The following is a 24,288-nucleotide window of genomic DNA, read 5'->3' as shown; positions in this document are numbered from 1 at the left end:
ATTTTAAATTGAATAAACTTTATACACCTAAATAAATCCTTTTCATGTTGATCGTTTATTTTTTCTTGTAACGATATTTATATATCTATCCAGTTAAAAAGTTGAACAGATAAAAAAGCCACCTTTCGGTGGCTTTTGATCATGCAATATGATCAACCAAGTTTCTTGGTTACGTAATCAATTGCAGATTGAACAGTCGTGATTTCGTTTGAATCTTCATCTGGAATCGTGATGTCAAAATCATTTTCAAAAGACATTACAAGTTCAACCAAATCTAAAGAGTCAGCACCTAAGTCATCCATGAAAGATGCTTCGTTTTTAATCTCTTCAGCACGCATACCTAATTGTTCAGCTACTGCTTGTTTGATGCGTTGTTCGATATCGCTCACAGGAATTCTCCTCATTGCTTGTGGCGTTTTAATTTGCCACTAGTTTAATTGAATATAAAAATTTTTAAAAGTTTATACATCACCACTTAGGCCATGTATAAACCACCATTTACGTGTAAAACTGTACCAGTAATGTAACTTGCCTTATCGCTAGCAAGGAAACTCACTGCATCAGCAATATCTTGAGGTTCACCTAGACGATTTAAAGCGACTTGATCAGTCATTTTTTTACGAATCTCTTCGCTTAACTGATCAGTCATTTCAGTTGCAATAAAGCCTGGTGCAACACTATTTACTGTAATCTGACGACTACCCATCTCTTTTGCTAAGCTACGGCTAAATGCTTCAATACCAGCTTTAGCAGCTGAGTAATTTGCTTGACCAGGGTTAGCAAAGTGCGCCACAACAGAACTGATATTAATAATGCGCCCAAAACGAGCTTTGGTCATGCCTTTCAGCACACGCTTAGATAAGCGGTAAACTGCTTTGAGATGGATATTAAGAATGTCATCCCAATCATCTTCAGACATACGCAATAATAAATTGTCTTTGGTAATACCCGCATTGTTTACGAGAACCAAAACCGAACCGTATTTTTGTTCAATATCTGAAACAAGTGCGTCAATCGCCTCGCCATTACGAACATCCAATACTGCGCCTGCACCATTCTCTGCAAAGCTCTCTGTGAGTTTTTGCGCGCCTGATTCAGAAGTGGCTGTACCAACTACAAAAAAACCGTCTTGAATGAGTTGCTGTGCAATTGCTGCGCCAATTCCTCGGCTTGCTCCTGTCACTAACGCAACTTTTCGTTGTTGTGTCATGCAATTTTTCCTTCTGCCACTAACACTGAGTTTAGGGCATCTTCCATACGAGCTTTGCTATCAATGGCAAAAGCTTTTTCTATGTTCGGTAATCGCTTTGCAAGATTGCTAAGTACAGTGCCTGGTCCACACTCAACCACATACTGAATACCTTGATCTTGTAGATATTGCATCGTCTTGGTCCATTGTACTGATTCGTACAATTGAGCCGTTAAAGCCTGACGCAACTGAGCAACATCTGTCGCGATTTCCGCGTTGACATTTTGTATTACAGGAAGGTGTGGTAGCTCAATGGCAGTTTGTTCCAAAGCTTCAGCAAACTTTTCTGCTGCTGGCTTCATCAATGTGCAATGAGACGGTACTGAAACTGGTAATGCGATTGCTTTGCCTGATTGCTCTTTTGCTTCAGCCATCACTTGCTGAACCAAAGCTGCACTTCCAGCGATCACAACTTGACCTTGAGCATTATAATTAGCTGCCTCAACTGAACCTTGACCTGTAGCAGACGCTTTTTGACAAAGTTCAATCACTTTTTCATCGGCCAAGCCAAGAATCGCAGCCATTGCGCCTTCACCTTGAGGAACAGCACTTTGCATTAACTTACCACGTAAATTAACCAACTTAACTGCATCTGCAAGCGTCATCGCTTCTGCCGCAACCAACGCACTGTATTCGCCAAGAGAATGACCAGCTAAGTATTTTGGTGCAACGCCACCAAGCTCTAACCAAACTCGCCACAATGCAATACTTGCTGTAAGTAAGACAGGCTGAGTATTCTCAGTTTGATCAAGACCTTCTCCGCTTTGCGCGATATGCCACAGATCAAAACCAAGCGCTTCAGACGCTTCAGCAAAAGTTTCTTGAACCACACTAAATTGCTCAGCAAGTTCAGCTAACATACCTACTTTTTGTGAACCCTGACCAGGAAAAACAAATGCAGTTTTTGTTGCTTGAGCAGCCTGCTCAAGTCGTTTAGTCGACATATAAAAATCCTTCAAATGGTCTATCGCCAATTTCATCAACACTCATGATTTTACATGAGAATGACAACAGACTCTTTCCCGATGCGGCAATTTACCATTGATTAAATCGTTTTATAATTGCGAAAAACAACAAAAAAGGGAGCTTTCGCTCCCATTTTTTTTATACTTTAAGCTAACGCTTAATGCATATGACTCAATTATTCAGCATCAGCTGCTTTAGCGAATAATTGACGACCACGGTAAATACCGTCTTTAGTCACGTGGTGACGACGATGAGTTTCACCAGTAGTTTGGTCTACAGATAATGCATTCTCGGTTAAAGCGTCATGTGAACGGCGCATGTCACGGCGAGAGCGACTTTTACGGTTTTGCTGAACGGCCATGATGGCTCCTTACAAAGATCGAAAAATGGATCAGAAAAAATTCAGTTGTCTTAACTCAACATAATAACACAAATTGTGTTATGAGTTAAGTTTGCCTTTCAAACTTGCCAAAACATCAAACGGGTTATCCCGCTTTTCTTCGACAACTTCCTGAACGACAGGTTGATGTTTATGCTCACAAACATCATGTTTGGGAGATAGAGGCATCAACAATAACAATTCATCTTCTAGCAATGCGAGCAAATCAATCGAAGCAGGTGTATCAAAATCACCTTTTTTCGAAGATTCACTTTCACCTAAAACGATGAAATCAGCATCCTCATCCAAGCGCTCTATCAGTGACTCATCATCAATCAAAGCTAAACGAACATCTAAAACAAGTGGAGTCTCGACAGTATCCAAACAACGTTGGCACTCCATCGGAACTTTTGTTTCAACATGTGCATCTAACCATACAATGCGATGATAGGCATCCATTGATAGCTTACAGTCTATGTTGATCAATTGATCATTAATTGATCCAACAGCTTCACGAGCGATACGAGCAAAGCGAGACAATGGCAGTGTGCCTGACCATGTAAAGCCCTGTTCAGCCCATTTAAACGGCTCAATCTGTGCCGGAAAGGTATTTGCTGACATAATTAAGGCGGCAATTCTACAAATTCATCGGTACTCTGTCAAAGATTAAGATACAATTTTGCACTTCTTTAGACAGAACTCGGGGTAAATTAAGCAATGCACCTGTTGCAGCCGCAACTTGAAGTAACAACTTCATTACTTGTTAGCACCCATTCAACATCTGTTCCTGCATTAACGCCCGATCAAGTGCAACGTTCATCTTGGCAAAAGTTAACAACAGAAGCAGAACAAGTTGATTGGCTTATTTTACACTTTAATCACTGGTTTTCCCACCATAATGTCACGCTTGTTAAAGGTGATTTTGAACCAGAATATTTCCCAGCAACTATAGAACATCCCGCAAGAATCCAATTTGCACATGGTTTCTTTAATAGTGCTCTGCATGAAATCAGTCATTGGACGATTTCTGGAGCGCAACGTCGACTATTACCAGACCTTGGTTATTGGTATGCACCAGATGGTCGAAGCGCAGAACAACAAGCGTTATTTGAACAGGTGGAAATTAAACCACAAGCAATTGAATGGTTATTCGCGATTGCATTTGGTCGTAAATTTCGCGTGTCTCTCGACAATCTGACAGGTGATGGCGGAAATGGACAGCATTTTAAAGACAATGTTTTTATGCAAGTTCAACGTTATTTTTCTGGTGAAGCAAAATTGCCACTTGATGCAGTACATTTTATTCATTACACCTGTATCTGTACTCGCAATGGAAAGCCATTACAACTTGATGAATTTAAACGTGAATCGCTGAATTAAATGACAAAATTACCACAGCAAACACTTGCATCTCAGCAGCAACAAGTTTCATACTCAATTTAACGGTATATCAATCAGGGAGTTTAATCATGTTACATCTACATATTCATCCTGAGAATCCACAAGCCCGTCTGATTACTCAAGCCGTTGACCGTATTCGTGCTGGTGATGTCGTTGTCTATCCAACAGATGCAGCCTATGCGATTGGTTGCCAAATCGGAAATAAGAATGCAATGGAGCGAATTGCACAAATTCGTGGCTTAGGCCCAAAGCATCAGTATGCAATTATGTGTTGTGATTTATCCGATATTGCCACATATGCCAAAGTCGACAATGCAATGTATCGACTCCTCAAGAACAACACCCCTGCCGTAACCACTTTTATCCTGCCAGCAACAAGTGAAGTCCCTAAGCGCTTAATGCATCCAAAGAAAAAAACCATTGGTTTACGCATTCCAAGTAATCCTATTGCTCAAGCGTTATTACAAGAACTCGGGGAACCGTTATTGACCAGTACATTAATTTTACCTGATCAAAAAGATCCACTTGATGATCCCTACGATATTGAAAATCAGTTAGGCAAACGTATTGATGTATTTATTGATGGTGGTTTTGGCACTTTATCAACTACCAGTATCGTAGATTTATCGGGTGAAAACCCAGAAATCGTTCGTCGTGGCGTCGGTGATGTCAGTGCGTTTGAATAACAATATTAAGGTTAGCAGCCCAAAACTGAAAGTGTTTAAACTGCTAAAATAAGTTAAAAAAGTTTTTTTAATAGATTAAAGACTAATATGCTATGAAATACTTTGCTTTAAATTTATAAATTCAGGACACTGAGACAACACCTGCTTATGTTCAAGCAAAATATCACCTAAGCGGTTTTTTGCTATATATGTCATTGTTATATTATCTTCCTCAATAACATTAACGATTGCTTTAGCACGATCTTTATATTTATCATCTTGATCGAATACCTCAGAAAAATAACTACATATCAGTTTTTGGTTATTCTCTGCTAACTTTGACTTAAGTTGAGTTTCTATATTCTTCGGTAAATCAGCAGTAAAACTCATATATAAGAAAATATTTGGATATTGATTCAAAATATCTCCTTTGATTGGCAAGCCTCTAATTTCTTCTTGCATTTTTTCATCAAATGTAAGGCTTTTAAGTTCATTCCGCTGTTGTTCCTCAAATTCATGCTGCCAATATTTTTCTGTACCAAAATATAATGCACCAATAATTATCAAGCCAATTGTAATAAATTTGATATTCATACGACCCCAAATGATTTAACTTATAGTGATGAAATTTAAAATTATTTATAGCTGCATTATTAATAATTTATGTCGAAAGACAATAAAAATCATATTAAAATTTTAAAACCATTTTATATTTCCGACAGACAACAAAAAGGCTATTATTTCGATCATAAACTTTTAAATACTGACATGAGGTCAGATAAACGCTTTTTCTGAATACCATTTGCATCAAAATTTTCTGAATTTAGCCAGTGTTGATAAGCTTGCTCTAAATCAGACCATTCTTCATCAATGATTGAAAACCATGCGGTGTTTCTATTACACCCTTTGACGATACGATCTTGTCTAAATAGTCCTTCGTATTGAAAACCAAAGCGCAAGGCCGCTGTTTTAGATGGTTGATTCGCGTCATCACATTTCCATTCGATGCGTCGAAATCCTTGCTTAAAACATTGTTGTAATAATAAAAAGATAACTTCTGTTGCAGCTTTTGATTGTTTCATTTTATGTGAAAAATAAACATTACCTATTTCAATAACGCCATGCTCAAGCCTAGGATTTAACAATGCAATCCATCCATGAACTTCTCCGTTCACTTCAAGCAAAAAATGCGTTGAATCTTTAAATCCAAAAAGATTTACTAAAGACTGTTTTAGCAACTCTCGATCAGAAGGAGGTTGATATGGAAGATAAGTCCAACACCCATCATTTGGTTCAGTGGCTACACACTCCCAAATTTGATCTATTGCAAGCTCAGTCAGATCATTTAAAGTGTTCAACAACCTTACACTATGCCCAAACAAATTGGTTTGTAATAGCTGACATACAATGGGGTTATCAATGGAATAGCCGACTTCCTGACCAAGTGAATTTTGCTGTGTTTTTAAGTAATTTTTCATTGGAATTTATGGTTTAACATCATTTCAGTATTTAATTTAACCATAAATTATATCTATGACCTATGCGATAGTGCATAAACACAAAAAATACCCTAAGAAGCTTAAGGTTTTTGTAAGTGAGTAATTTATTAAATAAGCTATTTCGATTAGAATAGCGTAGCTCTTTGCGGCTTGTGTCATCCTAAGTACACAAAAAATCTCTTTCATGCTTTTGAAAATTCGCGTGGCTTATAACGGTAATGAACCAAATTCTTCCCTCTACATCGGAGTTAACTCCTTCCATTCGCGTGCTCGACGAGTGGCAAGAAGTCATACCTGAAGATTTGTACATTCCCCCTGCTGCATTCGAAATTTTACTTGAACAATTTGAAGGTCCTTTAGACTTCTTGATTTATTTGATTCAAAAGAATGGCTTTGATTTACTACAGTTAGATATTTCTCCGATTGCAACTCAATATCTTTCATACATGGATAGTATGAAGTCACTCAATATCGAGTTGACCGCAGATTATATGGTGATGGCTGCTTTATTGGCTGACCTAAAATCTCGCCTGTTATTACCGAAACCAACCGCAATCGATCAATTTGAAAAAGATCCAAAACAAGAACTGATTGATCGTCTAGAAACCTATTTACGCATCAAACAAGCTGCTGAAAGACTCGGTCAAATGCCAATTTTTGAGCGGGATACCTTTAGTGCTAATGTCAGTATCGGTCATATTGCTCCAATTTATGAAGGTTATGATGTCGAAGCTTTGCATGATGCACTATTTTGTGTTTTTAATCGTCCAGAACCTGTTACGCATGTTGTTGCACAAGAGCCAGTTTTGCTTGAAGAACGAATTGCATTTATTGAAAGCCAATTGGCATCAGGCGAAGCACTCAGTTTTATTGAACTATTAAATCCCAAGCAAGGTCGTATGGGAATGGTTGTGACATTTATGGCGGTTCTTGAACTCACCCGTCAACAAAGAATCCAAATTATTCATACAGGTATTGAAGCTCCTTTAACCATTCAAGGAGTTGCTGCATGAGTTTAGATCAATTTGATGCCAATGAAGGAATGTCTTTAGAGGATATTCATCATGATGTATTGCTACAAATTGAAGCGATTTTATTTGCCAGTGACTCACCAGTTTCTCTTGCAAGACTAAAAGAAGCTTTTCAAAACCAATATAATAAACAGCAATTGCGTACATTTTTGCAGCAGCTTGCGATGTTGCAACATGGCCGTTCAATTGAACTGATTGAAACTGCACAAGGCTTTCGCTTTCAAGTCCGAGCAAAATATCGAAATATTATTGCTCAAGTGTGGCCTGAACGCCCAACGAAACTATCACCATCGTTACTCGAAACGGTTGCTGTGATTGCTTATCATCAGCCTGTAACTCGTGCAGATATTGAACAAATTCGTGGTGTATCAAATAATAGTCAAAATTTAAGAACGTTATTTGACTGGAACTGGATCAAAGAGTCTGGTTTTAGAGATTTGCCTGGAAGACCTGCGTTGTTAGTGACAACGCCCCAATTTTTAAATGCTTTTGGTTTAGCCTCGCTAGGTCAATTGCCTCCCCTACAGAACGCCAAGGAAGCATTCATGGCACTTGACGCGCATGCGCCGAAGTCCTGAGAAAGGTGAACTGTTGATCATTATGTCTAAGGTTGTGCTGTCATGAGTGAAAAATTACAAAAGGTGTTAGCGAGAGTCGGGCTTGGCTCGCGTCGCTATATGGAGGAAGTCATTGCTGCTGGGCGTGTCAGCATCAATGGTAAAATTGCGCAAGTCGGCGAACGTATCGAACCAACAGATGAACTTCGTATCGATGGTCGTAAAGTACAATTCCAAGTTGAAGACGAAATTCGTCGACGCGTTTTAATTTACTATAAGCCTGAAGGTGAAATTTGCTCACGCAATGATCCTGAAAAGCGTCCAACTGTATTTGATCATTTACCTCAAATTGCCAATGATCGTTGGGTGATGGTTGGTCGTCTCGATATTAATAGTACAGGTCTTTTGTTATTCACAAATGATGGTGAACTTGCAAACCGTTTAATGCACCCTTCAAATGAAGTTGAGCGTGAATACGCTGTACGTGTTATGGGTGAAGTCACTCCGCAAATTCGCAACAACATGCTCAAAGGCGTGGAACTTGAAGATGGCCCAGCAAAATTTGAGTCATTCTCTGAAATTGGTGGTGACGGTATCAACCGCTGGTATCAAGTGGTTGTAAAAGAAGGTCGTAACCGTGAAGTACGTCGTATCTTTGAATCACAAAGCTTAAAAGTAAGCCGTCTATTACGTACCCGTTACGGCACAGTGATTCTGCCACGCGAATTGCGTACTGGTCGTTGGATGGAACTGGACAAAACGGATATTGATAACTTAGCTAAATCAGTTGAGTTAAAACCACGTCAAGGTACAGGTTTATTTGGTATGGCAAAACGTCGTACTGAACGTATGACTGATAAGCCAATGGCAGCTCGTCGTGGTGGTTATTTACGCCAACAACGTCGTGATGATGAACAAGATCAACCACAACAACGTTCAAGTGGTAATGGCAATAATAGTAATGGTCGTAAAACGATTGGTTTCAATAAAGGTTTTAAGAAGTTCTAATCCTTTGTACTGATATAAAAAAACGCTCTTATTAGAGCGTTTTTTTATTGCTGTTAATGCGTTGAAGCCACCCCTTGAGGAATCGCATTGAGTAACTTCTTCGTATATTCATGCTGTGGATGCTGATATAAATCATCTGAATTGGCAATCTCAACCAATTCGCCATGATTCATCACCATCACTTGATCCGAAATATATTTCACAACGGATAAATCATGTGAAATAAAAATATAACTCAAACCGAATTCATCCTGTAAGTCTTGCAGTAAATTCAACACCTGAGCTTGCACCGATACATCCAACGCAGAAACGGATTCATCACAGATCAAAATCTCAGGCTTTAAAGTTAAGCACCGTGCAATCGCAATACGCTGACGCTGACCACCCGAAAACTCATGTGGATAACGGTCATAAGCTTGAGCAGGCAAACTAACACGCTCTAATAGCGCTAAAGCAATTTTCTTACGTTCAGTATCGTCTTGACCAATGCCATGAATACGCATCGGCTCAAGTAGAATCTGCCCAATGGTAAAACGTGGATTAAGCGATGCATAAGGATTTTGGAAAATGATCTGTATCTTCCGTTGGTACTGAGCAAACTCTTTCTCAGACATTGCCAAAATATCTTTTCCATCGATTAAGGCTTGACCACCAGTTGCTTCATGCAAGCGCATTAACAATAGACCAATGGTGGTTTTACCTGAACCTGACTCCCCGACTAACCCTAAGGTTTTACCCTTTGCCAGTTGAAAAGACACGCCTTTAACTGCTTGAAACTCATCACGCCCCCATAGCCCTTTACGACTATAAAAAGACTTTTTCAAATTTTTTACATCCAACACAATCGGTTCTTCACCTGTTACACCGCGTGTGCGCTCTTGCAAGTGAAAGGTGGATAAATTAATCGCCTCAACCAATTCACCATTTTCCTGTTTCATAAAGTCACTGGTCACAGGTAAACGATAAGGGCGAGCTGATAACTGAGGACGACAATGCAATAAAGCGCGTGTATAAACGTCATTTGGTTGTTCGAGTACCTGCTTGGCTTCGCCACATTCACGAATTTCACCGTGACGCATTACAATCACTTGATCCGCAATTTCACCCACCAATGCTAAGTCATGGGTAATGAACAACATCGACATTTGACGGCGTTGGCGTAATGACTCTAATAAATCAATAATTTGCTTTTGAATGGTCACGTCGAGTGCAGTGGTCGGTTCATCTGCAATCAACAATTTCGGTTCACAAGCAATCGCCATTGCGATCATAATCCGCTGCTGTTGACCACCTGATAGCTGGCTTGGATAAGCATCTATCTTGGTCTCAGGTGACGGAATCCCCACCTCTTTTAACAACTCAAGTACGCGCGCTCGTGCTTGTTTACGCCCCATGCCAAGATGAATTCGTAACACTTCAGCAATTTGATCCCCAACCGTAAAAACAGGATTCAAAGAAGACATCGGCTCTTGGAAAATCATGGCAATTTCTTTACCACAGATGTTCCGAATTTCACTCATAGAAAGATTTAACAAGTCTTTGTCTTCAAATGTAATTCGGCTTTGTGTGGCGATTTGACTCTGATCTTTGGGTAACAAGCCCATAATTGCAAGCGAAGTTACGGATTTACCACTTCCCGACTCTCCGACCAACGCGACTGTTTTATTTTTAGGAATCGAAAATGAAATGCCTTTGACCGTTTCAATCCACTGTTTATTTTCACCCTTAAAACTGACATGAAGATTTTCGACATTCAATAGCGTTTCTTGATCATGATGATTCATCTTATTTCACTCCGCTATTTCAGTTTAGGGTCTAATGCATCACGTAATGCATCTGTGAACATTGAAAATGCTGTCACCAATACTGCCATTGCAATCGATGCAGCTGCCAATTGCCACCATTTCCCTAAGATCAATTCACTTTGCGCTTCATTCAACATACTGCCCCACGACACCACGCCAACAGGAACACCAAAACCCAAGAAACTCAAGATCACTTCTGATTTGATAAACGCGACAACTAAAATTGAAATCTGCACTAAGGCAATATGGCTAACGTTTGGAAAGATATGTACAAACATACGGCGTAAATGACTCACACCAATCGCTTTGGCAGCAAGGACATATTCGCGTGACTTATGTTTCATGTATTCTGCCCTGATGAGACGAAATACACCTGTCCAGCCTGTCAAACCTAAGATCAGGACAATTGACAAAATTCCTTTTTGTTGAAGTACTGCAGCAATTGCAAGAACCAAGAGTAAATAAGGAATGGAGGTGAAAATGTTGTAGAACCAGTTCAAGACATCATCCACCCAACCACCAAAGTAACCTGCAATTGCCCCCAAAAATGTACCAATAACAACAGCAAGCAAAGCTGATAACAATCCTACAAGAATAGAAGTTTCTGCACCTTTAATGGTTTTCAATAGAACATCTTGTCCCCATTTATCAGCACCAAATGGTAAGGTTTGTTTAAGCTCGACTTGTTGATCAAGTAAATGTCCATCAAGTTGCTGATCAATCGCTTGCATATCTTCTGCGAGTGGATCAACCACACCATAATAATCAACTGGCGAACCTGTTTTTTGCTCTTTAGCAATTTCAGCATTTAATTCATGAATCACATCTTTTAAAGGATCAACAGGATTCTCTGGTAAAGCTTCAATCACCGCAGTTTTTTGCTCAGACTGATTATCGCTCTTATCTGCACCGATGAAACTCGGGGGTGCGTAACTTACCGCGACCTCTTTATTCCATTCCGAAGCAATCACACCTGTCACAGACAAAATCAACACCAAGAAATAGCACAACACCACGAATAAAGAAGCCATCGCAATACGATCTGCTTTTAAACGTCGCATAGCTAACTGCCATAATCCTGATGAAGCTGTGTCAGATGAAGTAGCTGCCTTTTTTTTCAATAATATACTCAGCATATTTCCACCTACTTCAACTGCACACGTGGATCAATCAATTTATAGACCAGATCTGCGATGAGATTAAAAATCATCGTTGCTGCGGCGACATACACTGTAATCGCTTTAATCACAGGGAAATCACTACGCTCAACCGCAATAATCACTTCCCGCCCAATTCCAGGAATCCCAAAGAAACGCTCAATCAAAAATGCCCCGATCAATAATGCTGGCAAGGTTGCCATCACATCTGTCACGATTGGAATAGATGCATTACGCAGCACGTGTACACCAAATACACGGCGCTCACTCACACCTTTAGCACGCGCGGTGCGAACATAGTCCTGATTCACCTCATCTAAAACGAAGCTACGGTATAAACGTAGAGTTGGAGCAATACTCACCACTAGCATAATCAGAATAGGTAATAGTGAATATTTGAATAAATTTTCAGTAAAACTATCACTCCACCCTTGAACTGGAAACCAACTCAACTGATAAGCAAAGAAGTATTGAAAAACAATGATATAAACTAAGATACTGATCGACATACCTATCGTGCACATCATCATCACCATACGATCAGTCAAGCTGCCACGAACAGCAGAAACAGCCAGCGCAAGAATGATTGAGATCACCGTTTGAAGCACCACCAACGGTATCAATAAGGTCAGTGATGGCCCTAAACGCGTCATAATGATTTGAGATACAGATTCACCTGTACTCCAACTCACACCATAATCAAAGGTCAATATCTGCTTAATAAAAATCCACAGCTGAACATAGTAAGGTTGATCAATACCGAGCTGCTGTCGGATATTTTCGATCTGTTCTGGATTCGACATTTTCCCTGCCAAGATGTAGGCGGGATCGCCTCCTACCCAGTTAAACAGGAAGAAAATCAGCAGTACAACCCCAAGCATGGTCGGGATCATCTGCCATATACGTCGTATGATATATGCCAGCATAAAGATGCTCCCTTATTTCACTCGTTGACCTGTAATTTCATCAAAGAAAGCTTTGTTATCAGGTTTTCGCCCAAGAAAATCTTCAACGAGTGCTTGTGCTGGTTTTTGGCTACCTTGAGATAAAATCGTTTGTCGGTAGCGTTGCCCTACTTCTGGATTATTTAGGTTATTTCCAAAGGCTGACAACATATCTAAAGCCATCACTTCAGACCACATATAGCCATAGTAGCCAACTTGATAGCCCCCCATGATGTGACCAAATTGTCCCGGAAACTCTGTCGTTGGTACATAACCCAGTGCTGTTGCACTTTCCATTTTTTTCCAAACATCTAATGGCTGTAGTTTTAATGCATCGCTGCCATGTAACGCCATATCGTACTGAGCATAGAGTGCCTGACGTGCATAACGTAAACCACGACCATAATTGTGCACTGCATTTAACTTCGCAATTAAGGCATCATCTACACGAGGACAAGCGGGTTTACAGTAATCAGCAACTTTCGACAGTGTTTCTTTACGTCTCGCCCACTCTTCATACATCTGCGAAGGTGCTTCAACAAAATCGCGTTCCACTGAAGTACCGGATTGAGAGGAATAACGCGTATTGGATAAAATGCCATGCAAGGCATGTCCAAACTCATGTACGAAAGTTTCTAACTCATCGCTATTTAACCCTTTACGATTAAAATTAGTGACTAAAGCCGAAATCGGTTTACGTTGAGTAAGTGTACTGCCACCATAAACGCCCCATACTGCAGCATGTCCATACTTTCCTTCACGTGGAAATTTATCCATGTAAAGCCCACCCAAAAGCTTCCCTGTTTTGGCATCAGTGACGTCGTAATATTCAACTTCATCTTGCCAAGCAGCCACTTTCACGGGTTTAAATTCGATGCCATATAAATTAGATGAAATTGCAAATAACCAATCTTGTGCAGCTTGAGTTGGAAAATAATCACGTAACTGTTCTTGATCAACTTGATACTCCGCTTTGCGTAATTTTTCACTCCAATACGCTTCGCTCCATCGTTCAATTGTGGCTTGCTCAAGTGGGATATTTAAAGTTTTGGCTTTGAAAGCACGTAAAGTATCGACTTCTTTTTGTTCTAAAGGCGCAACTGTGGCGTGAACATCGGCTAGAAATTTATTAACAGCTTCAGGTGTTTTCGCCATACGTTTTTGTAATACCCACTCCGCATAGTTCGCCTTGCCAAACAGTTTCGCAAGTTCATATCGCAAATCCATCGCTTGCTTGAGTAGTGCTAAATTCTTTTCTCCACCACGACGAGTGAATGCTATTTGATAACGTTTACGCGCATCATCATTATCCGCCAATTCCATAAATGGGCGATATTCAGGATATTCAAAACCGAGTAAATAGTTACCTTTATCATTTTTCTTTAAGCCATCAATATAACTTTGCGGTAATCCTTTGAGTTCATCTGGAGTGAATTCAAGTTTTTCCTGATTATCACGGACATTACGGGCATATTCTTGCTCAATTTTTGTGAGTTCATCCAAGATCGCTTTTAAGCGTTTTTGCTTAGCCGCTGGTAACTGAATGCCCGTTTTTTCAAAGTCATAAAGAATGTCATCACGGAACTTGGTGTCAATTGCGTCCGATGCTTTTAGCTTTTTAAATTGCTGATACAGCTTTGGATTTTGCAAAATATCGGTTTGGAACTGGCTAATTTTAATTTCACAGTCATCGGATGCTTTGCGCACGGCCTCATCTGGAGAAACATTGCTATATAAGCCAATCGGGCCATAAAAATCTTCAAAAGAAGCAAAAATACGGTCCCATTCAGCAAGTACAGGTGCAGCAGGTGCATCTTGCTTTAATTTTAATGTCTCCAAGTTCTTCAACTGATTTTTGACATCATTAATTTTTGCATCACAGAGCGTTGGAATGTCTTTGGCTTGAAATTGAGGCAAAGTCTGACGAACAACTGTTTCAGCAACAGTCATTTGGCTCGCTCCGATTGCACATAGACATAATGTGGTCAATTTGAATGTTTGATTTTTCATCACTACTCCAGTTTTTTAATTTCTATTTCTTCATATCAATGTCGATGTACATCCATTCAGCAGGCAGAATGGGATGCTTTTTAAATCCAATTACGCGAGGTTGCGCCAGAATATTTCGATAACGAGCGCCAATCACCTGTACAGGCATATACACCTCCAGCACCCGTGACATCTTGCGATATAAGGCATCACGCTCAGGTCCAGGTGCCATTTTTTGTGTTTGCTCATATAAACGATCAAACTCAGGAACATTGGTACAACTGTTATTACTGGCATGAATATTTTTGCTATAGAACAGCTGCATAAAATTATCAGCATCAGGATAATCAGCGATCCAAGCAGATGTTTTAAACATGGTTTTACACTGTTTTTCTAACTTTAATGCTTCTGAAAAGGGTAAAGACTGTGTCGTCATTTGGATCTTTAGGCTATCCAAAATTTTCTTCCAGTACTCAGCTTGTTGTTGACTACGCAAACTATTTCCACTCACCGTCATTTCAATGACTAAGGGCTTACCATTCGGCAAAGTTCGCCAACCATTTGCCCCCACTTTATAGTGATAGCGATCTAACAATAAATTCGCGGCTTTGACTGAATAAGGAATACTACTTCTATAATTTGGGTCGTACCCCACAATTCCTTCGGGAATCAAGGCTTGTAGTTTTTTTGCATCGCCTTTTTGCAAGATATTGATATAGTTATCCGCGGAAAAAGCCATCGACATCGCACGGCGAAGTGCAATTTTCTCTTTACTCATTCCACCGACAACGGGGTTTTGCATATTCCAATAGTGATAATCAATTGAAGGATCAACAATCCGAGACAGTTGCACGCCTTTTTTAACTAATTCAGGTTTAAGCTTTCCATCCTTTATGGCTTGGGAAACAAGCTCACCCTCTAATTGAAATAGATCAACTTCATCTTTGCTAAACGACAACCAACGAGACTGCCCCTCTTCCATCACTTGTATATCAATCACACCAATTTGTGGCATTAGCTTGCCTTGCATGGCTTTAACGATCTTTTCATCATCCGCTGAGCTTGCTTTAAAGTTCCAAACAAAACTTCTAAAGTCTGGATTGGCTTTTAAAATAATCCGTGAACCCGGCGTCCAGCTCGACAACATATATGGCCCTGTGCCTACAGGATGTCCCATCGCAAAGCCAGCTTTGTTTCGATATTTTTCAATCACTTCTCGTGCAACAGCACCAGCAGGCTGATGTGCCAATAACATCGGAAAGTTTTGATCAGGGCTAGTTAGGCGAATCACCAAAGTGTACCGATCAGGCATTTTCAAACCTGCAACAGATTGATCGTAATCAAACTTCCCTGTTTTTTGCGCTTTCTTCTGTAAGGCTTCCATCCCAACGATCCGCCCATCCAACAACCAACTATTTGGTGAACGCAATGTTGGATCAAGCAAACGTTTGAATGTGTAAGCATAATCTGCAGCTGTCAGCTCTCGTTTTTTACCTTTGAACGCGGGATCATCGGCAAAATAAATACCCTTTTTCACACGAATGGTATAGGTCAAACCATCTGCACTGACTTCAGGTAAAGCCACTGCCGTTCGAGGTACTAATTTTGCAGGTGAAGCCAAATAATCATAAGTAAATAGCGTTTCAAAAATCGAACCATTGACATGTGCCGAATACAGATCATGCACACCAGCTGGGTCAAACCCTGTTTCGGCAACAGGAAATACATAGCGCAAAACCTTATTTGGATCTGCTGGGCTTTTAGCCTCACTCCATGCTGCACTTAAGCTGATAGAGCTACCAATCAAAAGCGCTAAGGCATAGCGAGGTAAAGAAAGCTTAAACTTTTGCTTCATCATAAACTCATCACTTATTTTGACGTGGTGAAGCAATATCTAAATATTGCCAATTGGAATTCATAATTGGATGGGCTTTAAAACCTTGAACTTCGGGTTGAATCAGCCAGTTTCTAATTCGTGTATCTTGTAAAATCCAAGTCGTATCTGCTTCTATTTGTCGACTCATTTTTTCGTAAAACGGCATTCGTTTTTCAGGCGGTTGTTGCATCGCTTGTCGATATAAATTGTCATAAGCATCTGACTGATAACATGACTGATTACCGCGTCCAACATTAGGCCCATAAAGAAGCTGAGTAAAATTCTCTCCCTCAGGATAATCCGCATGCCAAGCGCCACTCCACATCATGTATTGACATTGCGTTGCTGCTTTTAAATTATCAGCAAAGTTGCTGACTCTAAAATCAGATCGAATCCCAATCGCATCTAAACTTTTTTTCCACAACTCTGAATACATGACAGAAGCCGAGCCACTTTCAGTATTTATTTTCAAAGTCAGCGCTTTACCATCAGGTAATGTGCGATAGCCATCGGCCCCTTTTTTATAGCCAAATCGATCAAGTAATTTATTGGCTAATACAGGGTTGTATCCGATACTGCTACGATAATTGGGGTTATGACCATTCACTCCAGCTGGCACAAGCATTTCAGCTTTTACAGCCTGTCCTTTTCTTAAAATTCGAATATATTCATTTACATCAAATGACAGTGCTATTGCTCGTCTCAGTGCAACTTTATCTAAAGATGAGCCACCGACAATCGGATCTCGCATATTCAACATTGAATAGGTAATCTCAGCCTCTTTATTGCGATAAAGCTGAAAACCTTTGTTTTTCATCTCAGGTTTTAAATGATTATTTTGATCGAGGACTTTGGGAATAGCATTCGCAGTGACTTTGTCAAAATCGAGTTGTTTCGATTGGAACGCCAACCAACGAGATTGCTCTTCTTCGATAATACTAATGTTGACCTTACCAATTTGCGGCATTTGCTTACCGCTCATTTCTTTAACCAGTTGATTATCCCAAGCTGTTCCAGTGGACTTAAAATTCCAAACAAAGCCGCGATAATCAGGATTTGCAACCAATTCAATTTTGCTTCGTGGTACGTATTTACTTAGCATGTAAGGTCCTGTACCTACAGGATGCATACCTAAACGGTCTTTATAGTATTCAACTACTTCGCGAGCTGTCGCACCAAATGTGCTATATGCCAAAATATATGGAAAATTATAATCAGGCTGGGTCAAAGTAAATTGAATCGTGTATCGATCTAAAGCTTTTAGACCCTGAATAGAAGCATCATAATTAAATTTTCCTGACTTCTTCGCTTGATCGACAAGTGCATTTGCGCCGACAATTTTATGATCGATAAAAGCAAAAGATGAGGAGTGGTTTTTCGGATCTAAAATACGTTTAATTGAATAAATATAATCTTCAGCAACTAGCTCTCGCCGTTTACCTTTGAAAGCGGGATCGTCTGTAAAATAAATACCTGGTTTTATTTTAAAAATATAAACTTTCCCATTGTCCTGAATGGTCGGCATACTTTCAGCCGTAGATGGAACTAGTTTTACTGGATTAGCTAAATAATCGTATTGCACAAGCCTTTCAAAAATAACATCCGCAACATTGCCACTATAAAAATTGAAGGTTTTCACCATATCAAAACCATCATCAGGTGCTTCAAAAGCGATTCGAAGAACTTTGTCAGCTTGTGCTGGGGTTTTGGTATATCCCATCGGCGCAAATGCAACAACGGTTGAAAACAACGTGACCGTAAAAAATTTAGACTTCAACTCAATGCTCACATTATCGTTTTTTAATAAATACTAGACTTTCGAATAGCATTCAACCATACAAAGACTTAACCACCTTCATTTAATTAAATGACCTTTCTTAGTAAAATCATAAATTTAATTATTTTTTACCTTTCGTAAAAATAATAAAAGTGGAAAAATCTACTTTAAGACTGAAAAACATTTGCTATTTTCATGCCACTTTTCAAATAAAATAGTTTTATCAATTAAAAAACTTTTAACACATAGTCTAAAATATTATTTTTTCTCATCTTAATGAAGAGTAACTTTATGCCAAATCATATTTTCTTATATATTTTTTTAGCTAAATAAATATCTAGAGCTAAACACCTAAAATAACTAAAATAAAATTAATACGCACCAATTTAACGCATCATAAAAATAGCATGATTCATTTTAATGCTCATAAAAAAATTATGGTTTTTGTAAAAAAATGACAATTTAAAAATTTTTTTTAATTTCATATTTTTTTAATAATTAGTAAAAATATGAAAAACTTATTTTTAAAAGTAGAACACTTTTACACTTTAAAATCTAGTTTAAATCCCACTTAAAAATCGTATTTGGCACATGTCTTGCTAAAACGCTTTTGTTCATTCTTTTAGAGTGACCATCTATTTAGGGGTTATAAATTCAATGAAAAATACCAATTTCGTTCAATCAAGTGCTATGCCAAAAGCGAGCAAATGCATACTAAAACTCAGTACCCTGAGCCTAAGTATGTTGTGTTTAACTATGACCCATGCTGCTGAAACAGAATCATCTACCGATGAGAAACCGACGAAAGTCGTAAAAGTTGCAGTTACAGGTTCATCGATCAAGGGCGTTGCTGCACAAAGTGCATCACCCATTACGGTGATTAAAGCTGATGATCTTGCAAAACAAGGTGTAACCACTGTAGAAGAGGCTTTAACCAAAGTTAGTGCCAATCAAGCAGGATTTTCTACAGCTCAAAATGTTGGTGCAAGTAACACTGAAGGTTCATCTGCCAATCTTCGAGCATTAGGCACTGATAAAACATTAATTTTATTAAATGGTCGACGTCTAGCCTATAGCCCATTTAGTACTTCAACAACAAACCTAAATATTATTCCAATGGCGATGGTTGACCGTATTGAAATCTTACGTGACGGTGCTTCAGCAATTTATGGTGCAGATGCAATTGCTGGGGTCATCAACTTTATCACCAAGAAGTCTTTTGAAGGTTTAAATATTAGTACTGGTTTGATTCAACCAGAACAAAGTGGTGGTGATAAACAAGACATTTCAATTTTTGGGGGCTATGGTGATCTTGATGAACAAGGCTTTAACCTCATGGGAGTTATTGACTATCGTCGTTCAAATGACATTCTGGCGAAAGACCGTAAAATTAGCCGACGCGGTGGTTTAATACCTGAGCTTGGTATTGATGGAACCTCTGCAAATGGTTTCCCAGCAAACTTTCGTGATCCCGTTACAGGAGCACTTGGTAATCCTTATGGCGATCTAAACTGTAATAATGCACCAAATACTATCGCTGATGGCGGACTCTGCTATCTAAATACTCAAGCGCTGATTGGAATTGTACCTAAAACAGAAACTATTTCTGCTTTAGGTCGCGGTATGTTCAAATTAAATGATAATTTCAATGCTATCGCTGAATATGTTTACTCAAGAAATGAAGTGACTACATCTATTGCACCTGATGTTTACAGCCGCTCCGTTACCCTTCCTTCTACTAGTCCATACTATCCTGGTAATGGCATAACTCCTGCTGTCGCTGGTTTAAGTGGTGAACCCCTAGAACTCTATTTAAGATCACAAGCTGGAAACCGTATGTCGAATCCAGTGAATGAATCACATCGGGCATTAATCTCTTTAGAGGGTGAAGCTTACGGTTGGGATATCAATACAGGTTTATCTTATGCGCGTAGCGAAGCGACAGACGGTTTTGCTGGAGGGTATTTAAACAAAAGTAAACTTCAAGATGCTTTAAACAATGGAACCATCAATCCATTTGGTCCTAGTGAAAATCAAGAGCTTTGGAAGTCCTTTGAAGTAAAAGGCGATACCAATACTGGTACGCTCACAGCCACCACATTTGACTTTACTATTAGTCGTCCAATTTACACTTTGCCTGCTGGTGACGTAGGCTTTGCTTTGGGAGGTAGTTTTAGTAAACAGGACTGGAAAGCCAATGTGAACTCAGAAATCGTCAGCCAAGTTCCTGGTAGCGGTATTGATCCTAGTAAACCTGAAAGTAAAGGTAAGAGAGATATCACCGCAGCTTTTGCAGAGTTACATGTTCCAATTACCAAAACCTTAGAAGCACAACTCGCTGCTCGTTATGATGACTATAGTGATTTTGGTGATACATTTAATCCTAAAATCGCATTCCGCTGGGAGCCGATTAAACAATTAATGTTCCGTACCTCATACAGTACTGGTTTCCGAGCACCAAGCTTATATGACATCAATGCCCCTCAAAGTAAAACTTATACGGGTGCTCGCTACGATGACCCTGTGCTATGTCCAAATGGCAAGGCTATATCACCTGAATACCAAACTGAATGTAATACCCAATTCTATCGTACCCAAGGTGGTACAAAAGACTTACAACCTGAAGAATCAACCTCAATTACAGCAGGTTTTGTTGTAGAACCGATCAAAAATTTAGTGTTCTCTGCTGATTATTACAACATCAAAATTGATGGGCTAATTAACAGCATCGGTGAAGCAATGATTTTCGGTGATCCTGAAAAATATGCAGATCGCTTCATTCGTGGTGCTGATGGTCGATTGGAATATATCAACAGCGCATTAACAAATATGGGAGGAGTTAAAACTGAAGGTATTGATTTAGCCCTAAATTATCTTTCACCGATGACTTCTACTGGTCGTTTTGGCTTCGGCATTGATGGCACATATGTTATCAAATACGACCGTCAAGAAGAGAAAGGTGGTGCATGGGAAGGTTATGTTGGTAAATACGATGATCCAGCAATCTTACGTTGGAAACATGTTGCCAATCTTAACTGGAGCTATGAAAACTGGAAAATGGTCTTCGAGCAAGAGTTCTACCGTGGCTATAAAGATCAAAACCAAATTGGTGATGAGAAATATGATAATCACCGCGTAAGTGACTATACCCTCTACAACGTTTCAGGAACGTATAAAGGCTTTAAAAATCTAGAATTGACTGCTGGTATCAAAAATCTATTTGATGCTGAACCTTCTGCTTCGAATGTGCTCGATAACTTCCAATATGGTTATGACCCTCGCTATAGCGACGTAACGGGACGTGCATATTTCCTCAGAGGCACTTATAAATTCTAAAACTCTAACCACTGCAAGACGTTCCTTTTTGTCTTGTAGTGGTTCAACGTAATCCTGATGTCTATATAAGATAAAAATTGCTATCAAGATTTTCAATCTAGCCTAAATACTTTTATATAACTCAGCGATTACATTTTCAGGAGCAATTATGGGCATACCCTTTGCTGAAAGTGAAAATCAATCTGCCAAACGTCTCGTCGGGCTTGGTCTAGTTTTATTTTTACATCTTGTGATCGCCTATATTTTAGTAACAAGTTTAACCACTGATTTTACTAAACCAGTCGAGAAGCCTGTAGAACTTCAGATTATTCAAGATATTGAACCACCACCTCCTCCTCCACCAAAACCAGAGGAAAAGCCACCAGAACCACCAAAAATGGTAGAGAAAGTGGCAAAAATTCCTGATCCACCACCGAAACCAGTTGAGGCTGTTAAACCTGTTCAAAAGCCTGCACCGACTCAGACGACAAAGGCTACGGATGCAACTCCTACACCATCACCTGTTGCAGCAAGTCCAAGTCCAGTTGCAGCTCCAACCGTTGCAGCCACACCTTCCGCTCCAGCTAAACCAGCTGGCATTTCACGTGGTGTTTCCGAAGGTGAAGCTGGCTGTAAAAAACCAGACTATCCACGTGAACAAGAAATGGCAGGTGAAGAAGGTACTGTTCGAATGCGTCTTCTAGTAGATGGTTCAGGAAAAGTGATAGATGCAAAAGTTAAGAAATCCAGTGGTGTTAGAGCCTTAGATAAAGCCGCTTCGAAAGCATTTAGTCTATGTACATTTACTCCCGCAATGAAAGATGGCGTACCTCAACAAGATTGGTACGAAGTTGAATACTCTTTCACAATTTCTTAATTAATTGAATAAATGAAACAAATTTTTGGAGAATTTAAGATGAATAAAACAGCAAAACATATCGCACGCTTTGCAGCAATCGGTCTCATTTCTACCAGTACGTTATTACCTCTGCACACGGTATGGGCTGATGAAACTACGCAAGCAACAGCTGTCACAACAACGAATACTGAAGCCGTTACCCAAGCCACACCAACTCCTCCACCGTTACCCGCTACTGAAGAAAAAGTACATAACCCTTATGGCTTAGAAGCATTATGGCGTGAAGGTGATCTCGTCGCAAAAACCACACTTTTTATTTTAGTTTTAATGTCAATTGGAACGTGGTACATCATTTTTTCTAAAGTATTTCAACAAAGTAAAATCAAGCGCCACGGCACTGAAGCTGAACGTAACTTCTGGGAAGCAGATACATTAAATAGTGCAAAAGAAAGTTTAGATCCTAGCAGTACCTATCGCTATATTGCTGAAAAAGGCATTCACTCAACAAAGCATCATGATGGCACCTTATTAGAACGTATCGATTTCAACACTTGGGTAACGATCTCAATTCAACGTGCGATCGAAAAAGTCCAAAGTCATCTTGGCAATGGTTTAGCTTTCCTCGCTACCGTCGGTTCAACTGCGCCTTTCGTTGGATTATTTGGCACAGTCTGGGGTATCTACCACGCATTAACTGCAATCGGCATTTCAGGGCAAGCATCTATCGATAAAGTTGCTGGACCTGTTGGTGAAGCACTTATCATGACCGCAATTGGCCTTGCTGTCGCAGTACCTGCCGTACTTGGTTATAACTGGCTCACTCGCCGTAACAAAGCCGTGATGGACAATGTTCGCTCTTTCGGCTCAGACCTACATGCTGTACTTCTCAGTGGTGACCTAAATAGCAATCACCCAAACCGTAATTCTAAATAAGGAATACGATTATGGGCATGATGATTAATTCAGATCAAAGTGACGATGATGTAATCGGAACGATAAATACGACTCCGCTTGTGGACATCATGTTGGTATTGCTAATTATCTTTTTAATTACTGTTCCAGTCGTCACGCATACCGTTCCAGTCAAACTTCCTGAGGAAAAAAATACGCCTTATGCCACCACACCGCAAAATATTCAGCTCTCAGTCAATAAAACTGGCGATATTTTCTGGAATGAACAACACGTTGCAAATAAAGAAACCTTGCTTGCACGTCTTCAAGTTGAGGCGCAAAAACGCCCTCAACCTGAGGTTCATATTCGTGGTGACCAACTTACACATTATGAGGCGATTGATCAGGTTATAAGTACAACTCAACAAGCTGGTATTGGCAAAATCGCATTTGTCACTACACCACCTAATTCACCATAAGGTCAGATTAAGGAGTCACTCATGGGTATGAATGTCGGTCCAAAAAGTAGTGAAGATGATGTCATGCTTGATGTCAACATGACACCTTTAATTGATGTCATGTTGGTATTGCTAATCATGTTCATCATTACCATCCCGATTCCAAATAATGCAATTAATATCAACTTACCAAACGGTACGCCTTCGCCGCCGACTAACCAAAAACCGCCTGAAGTGATCAATTTACGTGTCGATGCTCAAGGTCAGATTTTTTGGAATGATCAGGTGGTCGCGGATCGCCAAGCACTAAAAGCACTGTTTGAAAATGTGGCTCAAAAGGCAGATCAGGATCAAATTAAATTTAAACCTGATGCCCAAGCAGAATATAAAAATATTGCGATGGTGATGGCTTTAGCTCAGCAAAGTAATGTCACTAAAATAGGAATCGTCAGTAATAAGTAG

23 protein-coding genes are annotated in these 24,288 nt (G+C 39.6%); 10 read left to right on the top strand and 13 right to left on the bottom strand.

Features of this window, described 5'->3' with window-relative positions:
* Window positions 1-152: 152 nt before the first annotated feature.
* From acpP to B4237_RS13425, 5 genes are all read right to left on the bottom strand, one after another.
* On the bottom strand, window positions 153-389 hold the full coding sequence (gene acpP, locus B4237_RS13445) for an acyl carrier protein (RefSeq protein WP_004655272.1): 237 nt from the start codon (window positions 387-389) through the stop codon (window positions 153-155).
* Window positions 390-475: 86 nt separating this feature from the next.
* Window positions 476-1,210 (bottom strand): 3-oxoacyl-ACP reductase FabG, encoded by a 735-nt coding sequence (gene fabG / locus B4237_RS13440; protein ID WP_286943560.1) that lies wholly within the window; start codon window positions 1,208-1,210, stop codon window positions 476-478.
* The gene (gene fabD, locus B4237_RS13435) at window positions 1,207-2,193 is read right to left on the bottom strand and encodes an ACP S-malonyltransferase (protein WP_286943559.1); all 987 of its coding nucleotides are present in this window, start codon (window positions 2,191-2,193) and stop codon (window positions 1,207-1,209) included. The genes fabG and fabD overlap by 4 nt, the downstream gene beginning before the upstream one ends.
* A 197-nt stretch (window positions 2,194-2,390) precedes the next feature.
* On the bottom strand, window positions 2,391-2,576 hold the full coding sequence (rpmF, locus tag B4237_RS13430) for a 50S ribosomal protein L32 (RefSeq protein WP_004638135.1): 186 nt from the start codon (window positions 2,574-2,576) through the stop codon (window positions 2,391-2,393).
* Between the two features lie 78 nt (window positions 2,577-2,654).
* Window positions 2,655-3,215: a YceD family protein gene (locus B4237_RS13425; protein WP_004881163.1), complete on the bottom strand. Its 561-nt coding sequence runs from the start codon at window positions 3,213-3,215 to the stop codon at window positions 2,655-2,657.
* A 96-nt stretch (window positions 3,216-3,311) separates the two neighbouring features.
* Here B4237_RS13425 and B4237_RS13420 point away from each other — a divergent pair, with 96 nt between their 5' ends.
* Both B4237_RS13420 and B4237_RS13415 read left to right on the top strand, forming a co-directional pair.
* Window positions 3,312-3,974: an elongation factor P hydroxylase gene (locus B4237_RS13420; RefSeq protein ID WP_286943558.1), complete on the top strand. Its 663-nt coding sequence runs from the start codon at window positions 3,312-3,314 to the stop codon at window positions 3,972-3,974.
* An 89-nt stretch (window positions 3,975-4,063) separates the two neighbouring features.
* The gene (locus B4237_RS13415) at window positions 4,064-4,681 is read left to right on the top strand and encodes an L-threonylcarbamoyladenylate synthase (RefSeq protein WP_004881165.1); all 618 of its coding nucleotides are present in this window, start codon (window positions 4,064-4,066) and stop codon (window positions 4,679-4,681) included.
* Window positions 4,682-4,771: 90 nt separating this feature from the next.
* Here the strand turns inward: B4237_RS13415 and B4237_RS13410 are convergent, their stop codons facing one another.
* Window positions 4,772-5,254, bottom strand: a complete 483-nt coding sequence (locus B4237_RS13410; protein ID WP_286943557.1) for a hypothetical protein — start codon at window positions 5,252-5,254, stop codon at window positions 4,772-4,774.
* A 152-nt stretch (window positions 5,255-5,406) separates the two neighbouring features.
* Window positions 5,407-6,138, bottom strand: coding sequence for a GNAT family N-acetyltransferase (locus tag B4237_RS13405; RefSeq protein ID WP_286943556.1), 732 nt, complete (start codon window positions 6,136-6,138; stop codon window positions 5,407-5,409).
* Between the two features lie 239 nt (window positions 6,139-6,377).
* Here B4237_RS13405 and B4237_RS13400 point away from each other — a divergent pair, with 239 nt between their 5' ends.
* From B4237_RS13400 to rluB, 3 genes are read left to right on the top strand one after another with little or no spacing between them, the layout of a single operon-like run.
* Complete coding sequence (locus B4237_RS13400; protein WP_061393293.1) at window positions 6,378-7,172, top strand: segregation and condensation protein A; 795 nt, start codon at window positions 6,378-6,380, stop codon at window positions 7,170-7,172.
* The gene (scpB, locus tag B4237_RS13395; RefSeq protein WP_004881171.1) at window positions 7,169-7,768 is read left to right on the top strand and encodes an SMC-Scp complex subunit ScpB; all 600 of its coding nucleotides are present in this window, start codon (window positions 7,169-7,171) and stop codon (window positions 7,766-7,768) included. The genes B4237_RS13400 and scpB overlap by 4 nt, the downstream gene beginning before the upstream one ends.
* 42 nt (window positions 7,769-7,810) lie before the next feature.
* Entirely contained in the window at window positions 7,811-8,755 is a 945-nt protein-coding gene (rluB, locus tag B4237_RS13390; RefSeq protein ID WP_004881173.1) for a 23S rRNA pseudouridine(2605) synthase RluB, read from the top strand.
* A gap of 53 nt (window positions 8,756-8,808) precedes the next feature.
* On the opposite strand, the gene B4237_RS13385 is transcribed toward rluB, so the two are convergent.
* The 6 genes from B4237_RS13385 to B4237_RS13360 are packed head-to-tail and all read right to left on the bottom strand — an operon-like array spanning window position 8,809 to window position 18,303.
* Window positions 8,809-10,539 (bottom strand): ABC transporter ATP-binding protein, encoded by a 1,731-nt coding sequence (locus tag B4237_RS13385; protein WP_286943553.1) that lies wholly within the window; start codon window positions 10,537-10,539, stop codon window positions 8,809-8,811.
* 14 nt (window positions 10,540-10,553) lie between these two features.
* The gene (locus tag B4237_RS13380) at window positions 10,554-11,696 is read right to left on the bottom strand and encodes an ABC transporter permease (RefSeq protein WP_286943551.1); all 1,143 of its coding nucleotides are present in this window, start codon (window positions 11,694-11,696) and stop codon (window positions 10,554-10,556) included.
* Window positions 11,697-11,704: 8 nt separating this feature from the next.
* Window positions 11,705-12,643 (bottom strand): ABC transporter permease, encoded by a 939-nt coding sequence (locus tag B4237_RS13375; RefSeq protein WP_061516285.1) that lies wholly within the window; start codon window positions 12,641-12,643, stop codon window positions 11,705-11,707.
* A gap of 12 nt (window positions 12,644-12,655) precedes the next feature.
* Window positions 12,656-14,671 carry a M3 family metallopeptidase gene (locus B4237_RS13370; protein WP_286943548.1) on the bottom strand — a complete coding sequence of 672 codons (2,016 nt, stop codon included), beginning with the start codon at window positions 14,669-14,671 and terminating at the stop codon, window positions 12,656-12,658.
* Window positions 14,672-14,693: 22 nt separating this feature from the next.
* A complete protein-coding gene (locus B4237_RS13365; protein ID WP_286943561.1) occupies window positions 14,694-16,505 on the bottom strand; it encodes an ABC transporter substrate-binding protein in 1,812 nt (603 codons plus the stop codon).
* A 10-nt stretch (window positions 16,506-16,515) separates the two neighbouring features.
* A complete protein-coding gene (locus tag B4237_RS13360; protein ID WP_286943546.1) occupies window positions 16,516-18,303 on the bottom strand; it encodes an ABC transporter substrate-binding protein in 1,788 nt (595 codons plus the stop codon).
* A gap of 657 nt (window positions 18,304-18,960) precedes the next feature.
* On the opposite strand from B4237_RS13360, the gene B4237_RS13355 reads away from it, so the two are divergent.
* The 5 genes from B4237_RS13355 (at window position 18,961) to B4237_RS13335 (ending at window position 24,288) form a co-directional block, all read left to right on the top strand.
* Entirely contained in the window at window positions 18,961-21,639 is a 2,679-nt protein-coding gene (locus B4237_RS13355) for a TonB-dependent receptor (protein WP_286943544.1), read from the top strand.
* 148 nt (window positions 21,640-21,787) lie between these two features.
* Window positions 21,788-22,495: an energy transducer TonB gene (locus tag B4237_RS13350; RefSeq protein ID WP_061393301.1), complete on the top strand. Its 708-nt coding sequence runs from the start codon at window positions 21,788-21,790 to the stop codon at window positions 22,493-22,495.
* A 39-nt stretch (window positions 22,496-22,534) separates the two neighbouring features.
* Window positions 22,535-23,410, top strand: a complete 876-nt coding sequence (locus tag B4237_RS13345) for a MotA/TolQ/ExbB proton channel family protein (RefSeq protein ID WP_061518098.1) — start codon at window positions 22,535-22,537, stop codon at window positions 23,408-23,410.
* An 11-nt stretch (window positions 23,411-23,421) separates the two neighbouring features.
* On the top strand, window positions 23,422-23,847 hold the full coding sequence (locus tag B4237_RS13340) for an ExbD/TolR family protein (protein WP_286943541.1): 426 nt from the start codon (window positions 23,422-23,424) through the stop codon (window positions 23,845-23,847).
* A 21-nt stretch (window positions 23,848-23,868) separates the two neighbouring features.
* Window positions 23,869-24,288 (top strand): ExbD/TolR family protein, encoded by a 420-nt coding sequence (locus B4237_RS13335; RefSeq protein WP_286943539.1) that lies wholly within the window; start codon window positions 23,869-23,871, stop codon window positions 24,286-24,288.

This window comes from Acinetobacter sp. UBA6526, assembly GCF_002434875.1.
GTDB classification, from domain to species: Bacteria; Pseudomonadota; Gammaproteobacteria; order Pseudomonadales; family Moraxellaceae; genus Acinetobacter; species Acinetobacter venetianus.
Note: the sequence above shows the minus strand (reverse complement) of the source record. Positions and strands in the feature narration are given on the sequence as shown.